Here is a 15474-nt window from a genome sequence, read left to right on the forward strand (position 1 = left end):
TCACGGGATGGGCCACTCGTGCACCGGGCGGTTGCTGTGCATCAGCTCCACGTAGTGCCGGACCACCTCGCGCAGCGCCTCCGGCCGGTCCAGGTGGTCGGCGGACTCGAACCGGTGCAGCGTCCCCACCTGCCAGGTCGCGCCGTTGCGGCCGGTCAGGCAGCGCTGCTCGACGATGCCGAGCAGCCGGTCCCGCTCGGTCGGCTCGAGCCCCCACCGGTCCAGCCCGTGGTACGCCAGCGGCAGCAGCCGGCGCAGCACCAGCTCGGTCACCGGCAGGTAGCCCAGCCCGGGCCAGAACACCTGGGCGTCGATGCCGTGCCGGGCACAGTTGGTGAAGTTCTCTTCCGCCGCGCTGAACGACATCTGCGACCACAGTGGCCGATCCGACTCGGCCAGGGCGCGGACCAGCCCGAAGTAGAAGGCGCTGTTGGCGATGGTGTCCACCACGGTCGGGCCGGCGGGCAGCACCCGGTTCTCCACCCGCAGGTGCGGGCGTCCCTTCAGCACGTCGTAGACGGGGCGGTTCCAGCGGTAGATGGTGCCGTTGTGCAGCCGCATCTCGGCGAGTTTCGGCACGTCCCCGGCCGCCAGGGTCTCCGCCGGGTCCTCCGGGTCGCAGACCGGCAGCAGCGCCGGGAAGTAGCGCACGTTCTCCTCGAACAGGTCGAAGACGTTGGTGATCCAGCGCTCGCCGAACCAGACCCGGGGGCGTACCCCCTGGGCCTTGATCTCCTCCGGGCGGGTGTCGGTGGCCTGCTGGAAGAGCGGCACCCGGGTCTCCCGCCACAGCTCCCGGCCGAAGAGCAGCGGCGAGTTCGCGCCGAGGGCGACCTGGATGCCGGCGATCGCCTGGGCGGCGTTCCAGTAGTCGGCGAACTGGGCGGGGCTGACCTGGAGGTGGACCTGGGTGCTGGTGCAGGCCGCCTCGGGGGTGATGGTGTCCGCGGTGGTGGCCAGCCGCTCGACGCCGCTGATCGAGATCCGCAGGTCCTCGCCGCGGGCGGCGAAGATCTGCTCGTTGAGCAGCGTGTAGCGGGGATTCGCCGAGAGCGTCTCGGCGGTCAGGTGTTCGGGGCGCAGGGTGGGCAGGATCCCGATCATCACCATGTGCGCGTCGACCGTACGGGCCTTCTCCTCGGCCGCGTTCAGGCTGGCCCGGACGTGCTCCTCGAACTGCGCGGTGCCGGTGCCGACCAGCCGGCGCGGCGCCACGTTGATCTCGACGTTGAACTGGCCCAACTCGGTCTGGAAGCTCGGGTCGGCGATGGCGGCCAGCACGTCGGCGTTGCGCATGGCCGGCTGCGAGTGCTCGTCGACCAGGTTCAGCTCGATCTCCAGGCCGGTCATCGGTCGCTCCACGTCGAACCGCGACTCGCGCAGCATCTCGGCGAAGACGTCGAGGCAGCGCCGCACCTTCTCCCGGTAGCGGGCCCGATCCTCCCGGCTGAAGGTTCGCGCGCCGACATCTTCGCCCATGGTCACCACCCTGTCACCGCTGGTACCACTAACCTCGCATGTCGCATCGGGCCTGGGAAGACCCGAACGCCCCTTCAGGTACCCACCTCCAGGCCCCGTGATCCTGCTCGCGTCGACTCCTCCTCGACCGGTGCCGCGAGCGGCCCCCTGTCCAGCATGGCTGGCGACCGGGTGGGGGGAGAGGCGATGCGCGACAAGTTGACCAGGCTGTTCGTGGTGGCGGCGATCGCCGAGGGATGCTCGGCGCCGCCCGTCAGCCGGCTTCCCGCGAGCCGGCGGCGGTGGGCTGAGCCCGCCCTCGTCACCCTTCCGGACGGCGACGAATCGCTCAGGCGACCGGTGTACCGCGACCAGGGGTGGGCAGGAGCGACACCGCCTCCCGGGCGAGCGTCGTGACCGCGGCCCCGTCGCGCGACCGCACGGCGGCGGCGGGCGTCAGCCACGACCCGCCCACGCATGCGACGTTGGGCAGCGCGAGCCAGTCGGCCGCGGTCGCCGCCGAGATGCCGCCGGTTGGGCAGAACGTCAGGTGGGGGAGCGGCTGGGCCACCGACGAGAGGTAGGCCCGGCCGCCGCTCGCCTCCGCCGGGAAGAACTTGATCGTGGTGAGCCCCTGCTCGGCCAGGGTCAGCATCTCACTGACCGTGCCGGCGCCCGGGAGGAAGGGCAGCCCGGAGTCGAGGGCGGCGCGGACGAGTCCCGTTGTCGCACCCGGGCTGACGAGGAACCGCGCGCCGGCCGCAGCCGCCGCGTCGACCTGGTCGGGCGTGATCACGGTGCCGGCGCCCACGACCATCTCCGGCACCTCATCGGCCACCTTGCGCACTGCGGAAAGAGCGGCCGCCGTGCGGAGGGTGATCTCCATGGTCCGGATGCCGCCGCGCAGCAGGGCCCGAGCCAGGGGTACGGCGTCGTCGGCGCGTTCCAGGACGACGACCGGAATGACCGGCCCGAGGTGGACCAGGTCGGACGCGGTGCGGGTTGTCGATTGCGGCATAGCTCAGAAGACGATCGGCTGGGGAGCGATGTCGTGCTCGCGACAGTAGTCCTCGTACCGCTTCAGCTTGGTCTCCGCCGTCTCGACATACGCGAGGTCGCCGCTCTCGGTGACATACTCGATCGGGCCGTGGATGGCGAACAGGGTCAGCATCGGCTCGTCCTCGACCACGTCGGCGATCAGCGTGTGGACGTCGCCCGGCGGTTCGTAGACGTACGACCCGGGCTCGGCCTGCCAGTCGTGCTCCGCGTAGTGCCAACGGCCCTGGATGACCCAGCCCTCCACCTCGGAGAGGTGGCGGTGCCGGTTGACCACCCCGCTCCTGGCGACCTTCAGCAGGTTGACCCAACTGCCGGTCTGCAGCGAGATCCGCAACGGCTTGAACCAGACGTTGGCGGAACCCTGGGGAATCCAGGGCAGGTCCGCGGCCCGGACCAGCGAGTCCGCGACGGGGTGGAGGTTTCCCATGGTTCTCCTTGCGGTGCCGTCGGTTGGCAGTGCCCCGCAGCGGATGACGGGCGGGGCCGGCCGGTGAAGATCAATTGTCGATGCGGTCCGTCCTCGGACGGTCCGGCGGCGGCTCGGCGACGGTTGGCCCGTCCGCGCCGCCATTTCGCGGCAGGTCGTTCACCGTGACGCCGTCGATCTCACGGTGGTGGTCGAACGCCGGGTAGCCGGCGCCGGTCCTCGTTGTCGATCACCTCGTCGTAGCCCTCGGTGCGGCGGTGGACGGAGAAACCGCATTCAACCGCGCGAATGCCGGCGGGCCCGGCCGCCTCGAGCCGCTGCCAACCGGCGAGGGGGATCGCCGCGGTCCAGGGCAGCGGTGGGGGCCTGGTGATCAGGGCGCCGGTGACCCGGCCCGCCGCCACCGTCGCACGGTCGGGCCTTGCTTGAGCACGTCCCGGCGGGAATTCGCCATGATGCGGTACCCCCCGTTCGTCGGTACGTGGCGCTGGGGAGAAGCGGAATACGACGGTCGCCGGTATCACCGGAATCGGTTCCCGGACCGCGCGGATGACCGTTTCCGGCCGCCCGGTCGAATGACGACAGGGAAGCAGGTGCCTTGTCGCAGAAAAGCGTTTAGAGCAGCCCGAGGGAATGGGCGCGCTCACCGTGGAGCGAGGGTGGCCGAAAGCCGTTCCCCCGGACGTGGTCGTGCCTCTCGCGCCGCCTCGCCCGCGCTGAGGGTGCCCACACGGCCTGCTGATATGCCGACCGCTGAGTGGATCGGATCTCCTGCCACGGTTCCTCCCGGTGCGGTCGAATGATCACCGTCGCTAAAGCGGGACCGGTCTCCCCTGGGGGTCGAGCGAGTCCCATAACAACGCAGTAACAATGAACCCGGTTCCTGTCGGCAGACGTTAGCCTCCACCGTCGTCGCTTGTTAAGAGCGAGTTACGAATGGTGCCATCCGCTTCCTTGATTGCTCGTCGCCGGCGGTGGTCCTCGTCCGTGACGCGCGGCGGGAGGACGGCGTCGATGGCGTGGCCTGCGAGGGGGTTCTACGTGCTCAGGACGGATACCCGGTTGGAGTGGTTCGTCTCGTTCCTCGGGGTGGTGGACACCGGCAGCTTCGTGGCCGCCGCCGAGGCGACCCACCGCTCGCAGCCGCGGGTGAGCATGCACGTGGCCGCGCTGGAGCGCGAGGTCGGTCTGCCCCTGTTCGATCGTCGAAAGCGGCCGGTCGAGCTGACCGAAGCCGGCGCGGTCCTCGCCGTGCACGCTCGGGCGGTGCTGCGCGAGCTGGAAGCCGCCGAGGCGGCAATGGCGCCCTGGCGTGGCGGTGCCCGCGGTGTGGTGACGCTCGGGTGCTACCCGAGTGCGAGCGCCGCGTTCGTCCCGGCGCTGCTGCGCGACCTGGCCCGTACCAGCCCGGACGTCAAGGTGGTGCTGGTCGAGCGCGCGACGCTGGAACTCGACCACGCGTTGACCACCGGTGAGGTGGACATCTGCCTGCGGCCGATGTCGCCCCCGCCGACGACCCCGTCGGTCGTGGGGCACCCACTGTGGCAGGAGCCGCTGGTGGTGCTGCATCCGCCGGACCACCCGCTCGCCGAGCTTCCGGAGCCGCTGACCGTCGCCACCGTGGCGACGTATCCGCTGATCTCCATCGGCCGGCTCGACAACGCGCAGTCGTCGGAGTTCGAGGTCTATCGGCTCTTCCGAGAGCACAACTTCGAGCTCGAACCGGTCCAGGCGACCAACCAGCCGCAGACTCTCGTCGAGCTGATCCGGCAGGGGCTCGGCGTGGGCGTGACCAACTGGCTGGCGGTGCACATCGCCGACACCGAGGGGGTGCGGGTACGCCGGATCGAGGGCAACTGCGGGCGCCGGGTGGCCGCCTACCGCGACATGTCGCGGCCGATGAACCCGGCCGCGCGCAGCCTGCTGCAGCGCATCGTCCAGGCGCCCCGGCCGCCGGGCACGCAGCCCCTGCGGGCCGAGGGGGACACCCCCGCTGATGCGCGTTGAGCAGCCTGCGAGCCGGATCCGTTATGCGGATGGGGCCATCCCGTTTCCGTTGTTAACGCCCCGCAACAACTCCCCTAGTGTCATCCGCACGCGTCAGCCGGACGCGGCCTGACGAGGGGAGGAGGGGGCGGTGCGCCAGACGCGGGAACCATCGGCGGCCTTCGCCCTGCACGGTCGGCGTGCGCTGGTGACCGGCGCCGCGACCGGCATCGGCCGGGCGATCGCCCTGGCGTACGCGTCCGCCGGCGCGGATCTGGTGCTCCTGTCAGATCAGGACAATCTCGACGATGTGGCCGGGCTGGCGCAGGCGCTCGGCGCGAAGGTCGCCTGCGTGCGGTTCGACCTGGCCGACGCCGCCGGCCGCCCGGGATTCGTCGAGGCGCTCCTCGACCACCACGACGTCGACATCCTGGTCAACAACGCCGGGCTCATCCGCCGCGGACCGAGTGAGACGTTCGCCGACGACGACTGGTACGACGTAATAGAGGTCAACACGCACGCGGCCTTCCAGCTGGCCCGCGCGGCCGGCCGGCGGATGCTGGGCCGCGGTGGCGGCAAGATCATCAACGTCGCCTCGGTGCTCAGCTTCCAGGGCGGCATGTTCGTCCCGTCCTACGCCGCGAGCAAGCACGCGCTCGCGGGACTCACCCGCGCACTGGCCAACGAGTGGGCCGGACGCGGCGTCAACGTCAACGCCATCGCACCCGGCTACGTCGAGACCGCGGTCACCGAGGATCTCCGCGACGACCAGCGGCGACGGGCCGAGATCACCGCGCGGATCCCGGCGGGCCGGTGGGCCACCCCGCAGGACATCGCCGGGCCGGCGGTCTTCCTCGCCTCCGCGGCGGCCGACTACATCCACGGACACATTCTCGTCGTCGACGGCGGCTGGCTCTGCCGTTGACGCACGGCTCTGTCGAGAACCAAGAAAGGAGCGGGAGCCGACGTGACTTCCGTACTGACGCAGGAGATCATCGAGGCGTACCGCGGCTTGGCGACCGCTTCCGTCGCCGACGCCGTCGAGAAGACCGGTGAGCGCGGATACCTGACCGGCGCCATCGGTCCGGTCCTGCCCGGCAAGCTGGTCGGCCCGGCGGTGACCGTACTCGAGGAGCCGTGCGACACGGTGGAGCCGCCGACCCTCGCGCTGCGGGCCATCGACGAGTCGCCTGCGGGCAGCGTTCTCTGCATCGCCGCCGGCGGGGCGGACGTCGCGGTCTTCGGCGGGCTGATGGCCGCCGGCGCCGTCGTCAACGGGATCGCCGGCGCCGTCCTCGACGCCCGGGTCCGCGACATCGAGGAGATCCGCCGGGACTACCCGCAGCTGCCTGTCTACGCGCGCGGCGGCGTGCCGGCGACGACCGTGGGCCGCTACCGCACCGTCAGCCTGAACGAGCCGGTTGAGCTGGGCGGGGTGGTGGTGGCGCCGGGCGATCTCATGGTGGCCGACAGCGACGGCGTCGTCCGGGTTCCCGCCGCCCGGATCATCGAGATCCTCGAGATCGCGCAGCTGATCGAGAAGGCCGAGCGGGAACAGACTCAGCTGATCCACGAGTCGAAGTCCCTGCTCGTCGGCCTCGCCAAGCACAACCGGGTCTGAACCGCCATGGACATCCTCGCCATCGGAGAGCCGCTGCTGGAGTTCAGCGTCACCGGGGAGCAGCCGTTGGACGCGGCGGAGGCGTTCGCCGTCGGATGTGGCGGGGACACCTCCAACTTCCTCGTCTCGGCCAGCCGCTGCGGGGCCGCCACCGGCTACATCACCCGGGTGGGCGACGACCATTTCGGCACCGCGCTGGTGCGACTCTGGCAGACCGAGGGGGTGCGGACCGACCACGTCATCCGCGAGCCCGGCGGCCGCACGGGCATCTATTTCATTTCACGCGACGCCGCGCACAGCTCCTTCACCTATTACCGCGCCGGCTCCCCGGCGAGCCGGCTGAGTCCCGCCGACGTGCCGGAGGCGGCCCTCGCCACGGCCAAAGCGCTGCACGTCTCCGGGATCACCCAGGCGATCAGCTCGTCGGCCTGCGACGCCGCCTTCCACGCCATGCAGCTCGCGCGGAGGCATTCCACGCTGGTCAGCTACGACCCGAACTACCGTCCCGCGCTGTGGCCGCTGGACCGGGCCCGCGCGATCGTCGCGCGCAGCGTCGAGCTCTGCGACGTGGCCCTGCCCAACCTCGAGGAGGGGCGCGCCCTGACCGAGATGGACGAGCCCGAGGCGATCCTCACCTGGTTCGCCGCGCTCGGACCGCGGACGGTGGTGCTGAAGATGGGCGGCCGGGGTGCCCTGCTCTGGGACGGCGGCCGGATCACCGAGGTCCCGCCGCACCCGGTCGTGCCGGTGGACAGCACCGGCGCCGGCGACGCCTTCGACGGGGCGTTCGTGACCCGCCTGATCCAGGGGGCCCCACCGGCCGACGCCGCCCGGTACGCCGCGGTTGCTGGTGCCCTCACCACCCAGGGTCACGGCGCGGTCCACCCGATTCCCCGGGACACGGAGGTCCGGTCGGCACTGCAGAAGGATCCGATCCAGATTCACTAGCGGAGGCGATATCGATGTCCATTGCGAGAGGCTTGCGTCTCGTCGCCATCACCACGGCGGCGGTCCTGTTGACTGCCGGCTGCGGTGGCGGCTCCACGGTCGACGACGACAGCGGCGCCGGCGGCGACGCTGCCGCCATGACCAAGGTACGGGCCGGCTACGTGTCCGCCATCGACCAGATCGGCCTACCGGTCGGCCTGGAGCGCGGCTACTTCGAGGAGGAGGGCCTCGACGTCGAACTGGCCCAGCCGTTCCCCACCGGCGTGGACGCGCTCAACGCGCTGCAGGCCGGCACCGTCGACGTCATCCAGGTCGGCACCCCGCTCATCGCGGCCGCGCAGAAGGGCATCGACCTGGTGCTGCTCGGCAACTACACGGGCTCGTCGACCCAGCGCAGCATCGACGAGACGATGGCGATGGTGGCCCGCCCCGACGCCGGCATCGACGGTGCCAACCTGACCACGCTCCGCGGCAAGCGCATCGGCGTGTCGGTCGCCAGCATCAACCACCTCTACCTGCTGGGTCTGCTCGACTCCGCCGGCCTGGCGGCCAGCGACGTGAAGATCGTCAACACCGCGCCGCCGGACATGGGCGTGGCCCTGCAGACGGGCGGCATCGACGCGGCGATCATCTGGGACCCGTGGCCGATCGTCGTCACCGAGCAGGTGAAGGGCGCCAAGGAGGTGCTGCGCGGCGGTGGGCACATCCCGTTCGTCGGCTACATCGCCACCACCCGGCAGTTCGCGGAGAAGAACCCGGAGGTGGTCAAGAAGTTCCTCACCGCCCGGGCGACCGTCGACCAGTGGATGCGCAAGAACCCGGACCAGGCCGGTGAGTCGGCGACCCGGTGGCTGCCCGGCACCAAGCCGGAGGTGGCGAAGAAGGCCATGCAGCACAACACCAAGCAGCTGGATCCCCGGCTCAGCGCGTGCAACTACCTCGCCCTGGACACGATCAGCGGCCTGCTCGCCGAGCAGAAGGTGGTGAAGCCCGGCTTCGACGTGAGCCGGTACTTCCAGCCGGAACCGATCCTCGGCGTCATGGCGGCCAAGCCGGCGCTCTTCGACGACCTGGCCGCCGTCCCGGCGGCGGCGGCGATCGGCCCCGGCTTCACGTTCAACCGCGACGAGGCGGTGAAGGCTTGTCCATGACCCTCACCCGGTCACCCCGCCCTGGCCCGCGCCGGAGGACCCTCTCCCGCGCGGGCCACGGCCCGACGGCGCGCCTGGTGTCCGCGTTCTGGTTCGCGCTGCCCTTCGCCCTGCTGCTGGCGATCTGGGCGGTCGTGGTGGCCGTGACCGACACGCCGATGCGGATCTTCCCGCAGGTGACCGACGTGGGCGCCGCCATCAGGGACATGTGGGCCAGCGGCGACCTCGTTCGTCACCTGAGCGCCAGCCTGCGCCGGGTCGCGATCGGCACCCTGCTCGCGGTCGCGACCGGGCTGCCGTTCGGCATCGCGCTCGGCGCGAGCCCCCGGCTGGCGGCCTTCTTCACCCCACTGCTGCGCTTCTCGGTGGCCCTCGCCGGCATCGCGTGGATCCCGATCGCGACGCTCTGGCTCGGCTACACCGACTCGGCCGTGATCTTCATCGTGTGGAACGCGATGTTCTTCGCGCTCACCTACAACGCGCTGCTGGGCGTACAGCAGATCCCGATCGAACTCATCCGCGCGGCCCGGTCGATGGGCACCGGCCGGCTCCGGATGTTCTGGGAGGTCCTGCTTCCCGGGGCGCTGCCCAGCATCGTGACCGGCCTGCGGATCGGACTCGGCTACGGGTGGCGCGGCCTGGTCGCCGCGGAGATCATCGCCAGCAGCGCGGGGCTCGGGTACGCGCTGTTCCTGGCGCAGAAGAGCTTCGAGACCGACGTGGTCATCGCCTCCATGGCGATCATCGGCGGGCTCTGGCTCCTGATGGATCGGCTCGTCCTGGCACCGCTGGAGCGGCGCACGGTGGAGCGCTGGGGCATGAAGACGGTGGTGACCTGACATGGCGGCAGCAATGGCACAACCGGAGCCCGTCGGCGGTCGGACCGGCGCCGGCTCGGAGCGGGCCGCGAGCCGCGGCCGCAACCGCCGGCTGACGGCCTGGCGGCATCGGATCACCGGCAACGGGGTCGTCCGTACGTTCGGCCCCTTCGTGCCGATCGTGTTCCTGTGGTGGTTGGCCGCGGAACTGGAGGTATTTCCGGCCGCGTTCTTCGTCGGCCCGGACGCCGTGGTGACCGAGTTCCTCGACCTGGTGCGCAAGGGAGTGCTGCCGGGCTACCTCTCGGACTCGCTCACCCGGCTCGCCTACGGCGTGGGCTTCGGGCTGCTCATCGGACTGCCGCTGGGCTACCTGGTGGCGATGTCGTCCTGGGCCCGTCGGCTGACCTGGCCGCTGCTGCTCTTCTTCCAGGCCATCGCCGACATCGCCTGGCTGCCCATCGTGATCGTCTGGTTCGGCTTCAGCCTGACCGCGGTGACCTTCGTCATCGTGTACACGATCGTCTTCCCGCTCATCCTCGCCGTCGTCGCGGGCGTCGAGCAGGTGCCGCGGGAACTGCTCCGGGCCGCGCGGAGCCTCGGTGCCGGCCGGTTCCGGATCTTCGTCGAGGTCATCGTGCCCGGGGCCCTGCCGTCGGTGGCCGGCGGCATCCGGACGGGTCTCGGCTACGGCTGGCGGGCGCTGATCGCCGCCGAGATCATCGTCGGCACCAGCGGCGTCGGGTTCATGATGTTCGACGCGCGTCGGGTCGGCGACGTGTCGGAGGTGTTCCTCGGCATGATCGTCCTCGGCGTCCTGTGGTACGCGATGGACGCCCTCATCCTGGCCCCGTTCGAACGGGCCACCGTGGAGCGTTGGGGAATGGTGCGACAAGTGGAGGCCGGAAAGTGACAGCGCTCGAGATCAGTGAGCTCGCCAAGGACTACATCGACAGCTACACCGGTGACCAGGTCACGGCGATCGGCAACGTGTCCTTCACCGTCGACGAGGGCGAGTTCGTGTCGATCCTCGGCCCCAGCGGGTGCGGGAAGACCACCGTGCTGAACATCATCGCGGGCTTCGTCCAGCAGACCGCCGGCACGGTGAAGGTGAGCGGGCGGGTGGTCGACGGGCCCGGCCCGGATCGCGGTGTGGTGTTCCAGAGTCACGCCCTCTTTCCCTGGAAGACCGTGCTGGGCAACGCCGTCTTCGGGCTGCGTATGAAGGGTGTGCCGGCCGCGCAGCGCAAGGCCACCGCGCTGGAGTACCTGGAACTGGTCGGCCTGAGCGGCTTCGAGAACAAGTACCCGCACGAACTCTCCGGCGGCATGCAGCAGCGCCTCGGGGTCGCGCGGGTGCTGGCCAACGAACCGGCCGTGATGCTGATGGACGAGCCGTTCGCGAGCATCGACGCGCAGACCCGGCGCAAGCTCCAGGAGGACCTCACCCGGGTGTTCGAGCTGCGCCGGCCGACGGCCTTCTTCGTGACCCACGACATCGACGAGGCGGTGTTCCTCTCCGATCGGGTGATCGTGCTGTCGCGGCGGCCGAGTCGGGTCCGGGAGATCGTGACCGTCGACCTGCCCCGGCCGCGGCAGTGGCAGACCACCACCGAACTCCCCGCGTTCCGGCGCATCGCCAACCACATCACGGAGCTGCTGTCGGAGGGAGGCGACCGTGAAGGGCCTGCGCTCGCTGCTGCGTAGGGCGTGGCGGATGCCCACGGTCCGTCGGATCGCCGTCGTCCTGTTCCTGCTCGTCGCCTACCAGGTCTGGCTGGGGATCCAGGCGACGGGCAAGGTCGCTCCGGGCGTGGGCGACGAACGCGACGCCCGCGGCCGATTCACCGTGAACGTGGAGCTGGGCTTCCCCCCGGAGCGCTACCACATTCTGGAGCTGCAGAAGCACGGCCGCATCGCCGGCACGGACGGAAACACCGTGCGGCTGCGCTCGGTGTCACCAGCCGGCGTCCAGGCGTTGGCGCGGGAGTACTGGATCGACCGGATCACCACACCCGGTCAGTGACCGGGAAGCCGCGGTCGGGCGCGTCGGCCGGCGGTCATCCGGCGAGGAAGTCGGCCAGCACCGCGGCGAGTTGCTTCGGCGCCTCCTCGGCCATGTGGTGCCCGGAGTCCGCCGGCGCCCCGGTCATGGCCGATCACCGCCGCCCGGTCGTGGCCGAGTGCGTCGAGCAGCCCCACCACGTCCGCGGCCATCGCCCGTTTGGCGTACGTGGCGTGTGCCGGGTCGCTCGGCGGCTTCGACGAGCCGCCGTAACCGCGCAGGTCCGGGCAGATCACGGTGTGCCGGTCGGCCAGCAGCGGGGCGACCCGGTGCCAGGTGGCGTGGGTACGCGGGTGCCCGGCGAACATGGCCGACCGGTGCCCGCACCCGGCCGGGCGGAAACCTCAGCCGAGCGCCGTCCAGGCGGCGACCCCGACCAGCAGCAGCGCGCCGAGCGCCGCCTGGAGCAGCAGCGGCGGGCCGAGATGGGACCAGACCGTCGCGGTACGCGGGGTGAGCAGTTGGCCGGTGGTCAGGTTGACGATCCGTTCGATCCGCGGCGGCAGCTCCGGGTCCCGCTGGGGGCGGAGGGTGAGCTGGACGTGGTCCGCGGGGTGCAGCGCGCTCTGTGGCAGGTGCCCGTGCAGCTCCACCTCCAGCAGTCGGTCGGCGCGGTCGCGCAGTCGCAGCGGGGTCACCAGAAACTCGGGCCCCTTCTTCAGGTCCTTGAAGCGGCGCCGCGCGCCTCGGCCGCCGGTGCTCAGCAGCGACCGCACCAGCAGCATCAGCAGCCCCATCACGCCGGCCGCGGTGAGCACCGCGACCAGCACCGGCTGGCCCACCCGCACCTCGCGGGGATAGCCCTCCAGCAACCGGACCACCCGCCCGGTGACGATCCGCTCCGTCGGGTGGACCGCGCGCCGGATGTGGAGGTCAGTGTCCATGATCACCACCGAGAGTCCCGCTCCGTTCACCGATGGTATCGGCTCCTCGGGTTGAACGACGTGAATGAACGACGGTCACGCGGTGACCGCCAGGTGACATCCGGGGCGGCGCGGGTATGCGTGCGGCCGAGCTGGAAAGGGGTCGAGCATGCAGCTGTCCTTCCTGCGCCCGCTCTACGACCGTCCGGGGCCGTGGTGCTCCGTCTATCTGGACGCCTCTCGGGACACCCACGACTCCCGTCCCGCGTTGGACCTGCGCTGGCGGGCCCTCAAGGGCGAACTGCTGGAGCAGGGCGCCGACGCGGCGAGCATCGACGCCGTCGAGCGGGTGGTCCGCGGGCACGATCCGATGGCGGGGGACTACGGGCTGGCCGTCTTCGCCACCGGCGGGCGGGTGGTGCTCTCCGAGTACCTCTCCGCGCCACCGCTGCGGGACCTGGCCAGCTGGTCCACGCTGCCGCACACCATGCCGCTGGTCGCCCAGCGCGGTGAGCAGGTCGCCTGGGTGCGGGTGCTGGCCGACCGTACCGGCGCGGACGCCATCGCGGTCAGCGCCGGCGGGGTGCCCCGGAAGGCGCACGTCAAGGGTCGGGAGAGTTACCAGCTGCGCCGGGTCCGTCCCGGCGGCTGGGCGCAGTCCCGCTACCAGCGGGCGGCGATGGAGGCCTGGCACCACAACGCCGGCGACGCCGCAGCCGCCACCGCGGAGCTGGCCGAGAGGGTGGGCGCGGACGTGGTCGTGGTCGCCGGCGACATCCGGGCCACCGGCATGATCGCCGCCCAGCTCCCGGAGCGCTGGCAGGACGTGCTCGTCCGCACCGACGCCGGCTCGCGGACCGGCGGCGCCGATCCGATGGCGATGGACGACCTCACCGTGCAGACCATCGCCGAGGTCGCCGACCAGCGGATCACCACCGCGTTGGACCGGTTCGGCGTCCAGGAGGACGTCGGGGCCGGGCTGGACGCGGTGGTCTCCGCGCTGCAACGCAACCAGGTCGACACGATGCTGATCGTCGACGACGCCTCCGCCGACGGCGAGCTCTGGATCGGCCCGGATCCGACGGAGATCGCCACCGACGCTCGGCAGCTGAGGGACATGTCGGTGGCCGATCCGCAACGGGTCCGCGCCGACGCTGCCCTGCTCCGGGCACTCGTCGGCACCGACGCCGAGCTGACCGTGCTCGCGCCGGAGGAGGCCCCGGAGCTCACCGACGGGGTCGGTGCGGTGCTGCGCTACGTCGACGCCGGCACACCCGGGCGGGGCAATGGCTGACCGGACGGTGGCGGACCTGGTGGTGGAGCGCCTGCGCGCCTGGCGGGTGCCCCGGGCCTTCGGCTACCCCGGGGAGGCGATCGCCCCCCTGGTGGCCGCGCTGGACCGCTCCGGCGGTGACCCGGAGTTCATCCCGGCCCGCCACGAGGAGACCGCCGCCTTCATGGCAACCGGCCACGCCAAGTTCACCGGTGAGATTGGCGTCTGCCTGGCCACCCAGGGGCCGAGCGCGGTGCACCTGCTCAACGGCCTCTACGACGCCAAGCTGGACAGCAAGCCGGTGGTGGCGATCGTGGGCGAGGACGTCACCGGCCCGCTCGGCGGCGCGCACGAGGAGATCGGGCTGAGCCGGCTCTTCGGCGACGTCTGCAACCAGTTCGTCCGGTACGGGCGGGCGCCGGAGCAGGTGCCGGCCCTGCTCGACCAGGCGTTCCGTACCGCCGCCGCCACCCGCAGCCCGACCTGCGTGGTGCTGCCGCGCGCGTTGCAGGTGGCCGCGGTGCCGGACCTGCTGCCGCAGACCGCGGGCGTGCTGACGGCGACCCCGGGCGAGCCGTTGGCCCGGGTGCTGCCGCACGACGCCGACCTGGATGCCGCCGCGTCGCTGCTGGCCGGCGGCCAGCGGGTGGCAATCCTGGTCGGCCAGGGCGGGCACGGCGCCGCCGACGAGATCGTGGCGCTGGCCGACCGGCTCGGCGCCGGGGTGGCCACCTCGCTGCTCGGCAAGCCGGTGCTGGACGAGCGGCTGCCGTTCCACACCGGGGTGCTCGGCGAGGTCGGCACCACCGCCGCCGCCCAGCTGATGGGGGGCTGCGACACCCTGCTGCTGGTCGGCACGAACGATCCGTGGACGGACTACTTCCCGATGCCGGGGCAGGTGCGGACCATCCAGATCGACATCGACGGGCGGCGGATCGGCACCCGCTACCCGGTGGACGTCCCGCTGGTCGGCGATGCCGGCGACACGCTGCGCGCGCTGCTGGGCCGGGTCGCCGACCGGCCCAACCCGCAGTGGCGGGGCGTCGTCGAGAGCTCCGTGGATCGCTGGCGGGCTGCCGCGGCGGACCGGGCCGCCGCCCCGGCCGAGCCGGTCAACCCGCAGCTCGTGGTGCAGGAGCTCTCCGCCCGGCTGCCCCGCGCCGGCTCGGTCGCCGTCGACGTCGGGTCGGTCCTCTACTGGTACGCCCGCCATTTGGAGCTGCCCCCGGGCGTCCGCGCACAGCTCTGCGGCACCCTCGGCTCGATGGGCTGCGCCCTGCCCTACGCCGTGGCCGCCAAGCTGGCCCGCCCGGACGAGCCGGTGCTCGCCCTGCTCGGCGACGGCGCGATGCAGCTCAACGGGCTGGCCGAGCTGATCACCGTGGCGCACCACTGGCAGGAGTGGCGGGACCCGCGGCTGGTGGTCCTCGTACTCAACAACCGGGACCAGTCGGGGATGGGCGGCGGCCGGCGGCCGACCGGCGCGTTGGGTGACCGGCGACCGGACGTGCCGTACGCCGGTTGGGCCCGGCTGCTCGGCCTGCACGGGGTCCGGATCGACCGGCCGGAGCTGGTCGGCCCGGCCTGGGACGAAGTGCTCGCGGCGGACCGGCCCAGCGTGCTGGAGGCGGTGGTCGATCCCGCGGTGTCGCTGAACCCGCCGGAGCCGGCGCTGGCCGACCTGCGCGGGGTTTTCGCCGACGGCGACGCCGCCCGGCGGGTCCGCGAGCGGATGCTCGATGCCCACGTGAGCGTGGAGGCCGAGGACCTCGTTTGACGGGTGCTCGCACGGGCACCTTCCGGAA

The 15474-nt window shown here is 71.7% G+C and carries 16 protein-coding genes and 1 pseudogene; 11 read left to right on the forward strand and 6 right to left on the reverse strand.

Going from position 1 to position 15474, the window contains the following annotated elements; all coding sequences use genetic code 11:
- From OG799_RS07640 to OG799_RS07655, 4 genes are all read right to left on the reverse strand, one after another.
- Positions 1-1479, reverse strand: coding sequence for a glutamate--cysteine ligase (locus OG799_RS07640; protein ID WP_406044350.1), 1479 nt, complete (start codon positions 1477-1479; stop codon positions 1-3).
- Between the two features lie 328 nt (positions 1480-1807).
- Positions 1808-2476 carry a bifunctional 4-hydroxy-2-oxoglutarate aldolase/2-dehydro-3-deoxy-phosphogluconate aldolase gene (gene eda / locus OG799_RS07645; RefSeq protein WP_406044351.1) on the reverse strand — a complete coding sequence of 223 codons (669 nt, stop codon included), beginning with the start codon at positions 2474-2476 and terminating at the stop codon, positions 1808-1810.
- Positions 2477-2479: 3 nt separating this feature from the next.
- Positions 2480-2944, reverse strand: coding sequence for a 2,4'-dihydroxyacetophenone dioxygenase family protein (locus OG799_RS07650; protein WP_406044352.1), 465 nt, complete (start codon positions 2942-2944; stop codon positions 2480-2482).
- Positions 2945-3123: 179 nt separating this feature from the next.
- Positions 3124-3348: a hypothetical protein gene (locus OG799_RS07655; RefSeq protein ID WP_406044353.1), complete on the reverse strand. Its 225-nt coding sequence runs from the start codon at positions 3346-3348 to the stop codon at positions 3124-3126.
- A gap of 637 nt (positions 3349-3985) precedes the next feature.
- Here OG799_RS07655 and OG799_RS07660 point away from each other — a divergent pair.
- The 9 genes from OG799_RS07660 to OG799_RS07700 all read left to right on the forward strand — a co-directional run bounded on the left by OG799_RS07660 (position 3986) and on the right by OG799_RS07700 (position 11494).
- Positions 3986-4951 carry a LysR family transcriptional regulator gene (locus OG799_RS07660; RefSeq protein ID WP_406044354.1) on the forward strand — a complete coding sequence of 322 codons (966 nt, stop codon included), beginning with the start codon at positions 3986-3988 and terminating at the stop codon, positions 4949-4951.
- Positions 4952-5081: 130 nt separating this feature from the next.
- The gene (locus OG799_RS07665) at positions 5082-5855 is read left to right on the forward strand and encodes an SDR family oxidoreductase (protein ID WP_406044355.1); all 774 of its coding nucleotides are present in this window, start codon (positions 5082-5084) and stop codon (positions 5853-5855) included.
- 42 nt (positions 5856-5897) lie between these two features.
- Positions 5898-6551: an RraA family protein gene (locus tag OG799_RS07670; RefSeq protein ID WP_406044356.1), complete on the forward strand. Its 654-nt coding sequence runs from the start codon at positions 5898-5900 to the stop codon at positions 6549-6551.
- A gap of 6 nt (positions 6552-6557) precedes the next feature.
- Entirely contained in the window at positions 6558-7499 is a 942-nt protein-coding gene (locus OG799_RS07675; protein ID WP_406044357.1) for a sugar kinase, read from the forward strand.
- A 14-nt stretch (positions 7500-7513) separates the two neighbouring features.
- The gene (locus OG799_RS07680) at positions 7514-8650 is read left to right on the forward strand and encodes an ABC transporter substrate-binding protein (protein WP_406044358.1); all 1137 of its coding nucleotides are present in this window, start codon (positions 7514-7516) and stop codon (positions 8648-8650) included.
- Between the two features lie 77 nt (positions 8651-8727).
- Positions 8728-9489, forward strand: coding sequence for an ABC transporter permease (locus OG799_RS07685; protein ID WP_406044359.1), 762 nt, complete (start codon positions 8728-8730; stop codon positions 9487-9489).
- 13 nt (positions 9490-9502) lie between these two features.
- Positions 9503-10381: an ABC transporter permease gene (locus tag OG799_RS07690; RefSeq protein WP_406044360.1), complete on the forward strand. Its 879-nt coding sequence runs from the start codon at positions 9503-9505 to the stop codon at positions 10379-10381.
- Positions 10378-11175 carry an ABC transporter ATP-binding protein gene (locus OG799_RS07695; protein ID WP_406044361.1) on the forward strand — a complete coding sequence of 266 codons (798 nt, stop codon included), beginning with the start codon at positions 10378-10380 and terminating at the stop codon, positions 11173-11175. Before OG799_RS07690 ends, OG799_RS07695 begins: the two co-directional genes overlap by 4 nt.
- A complete protein-coding gene (locus tag OG799_RS07700; RefSeq protein ID WP_406044362.1) occupies positions 11147-11494 on the forward strand; it encodes a hypothetical protein in 348 nt (115 codons plus the stop codon). Before OG799_RS07695 ends, OG799_RS07700 begins: the two co-directional genes overlap by 29 nt.
- Before the next feature lie 170 nt (positions 11495-11664).
- Here OG799_RS07700 and OG799_RS07705 read toward each other — a convergent pair.
- Positions 11665-11841: pseudogene (locus OG799_RS07705) on the reverse strand (alpha/beta fold hydrolase); the annotation flags it as partial.
- Positions 11842-11877: 36 nt separating this feature from the next.
- Entirely contained in the window at positions 11878-12426 is a 549-nt protein-coding gene (locus OG799_RS07710; protein WP_406046231.1) for a hypothetical protein, read from the reverse strand.
- 139 nt (positions 12427-12565) lie between these two features.
- On the opposite strand from OG799_RS07710, the gene OG799_RS07715 reads away from it, so the two are divergent.
- A complete protein-coding gene (locus OG799_RS07715) occupies positions 12566-13690 on the forward strand; it encodes a Vms1/Ankzf1 family peptidyl-tRNA hydrolase (protein WP_406044363.1) in 1125 nt (374 codons plus the stop codon).
- Positions 13683-15446 (forward strand): thiamine pyrophosphate-binding protein, encoded by a 1764-nt coding sequence (locus tag OG799_RS07720; RefSeq protein ID WP_406044364.1) that lies wholly within the window; start codon positions 13683-13685, stop codon positions 15444-15446. Before OG799_RS07715 ends, OG799_RS07720 begins: the two co-directional genes overlap by 8 nt.
- Positions 15447-15474 lie beyond the last annotated feature (28 nt).

The sequence above is a fragment of the Micromonospora sp. NBC_00898 genome, from assembly GCF_045207895.1.
GTDB lineage: Bacteria > Actinomycetota > Actinomycetes > Mycobacteriales > Micromonosporaceae > Micromonospora.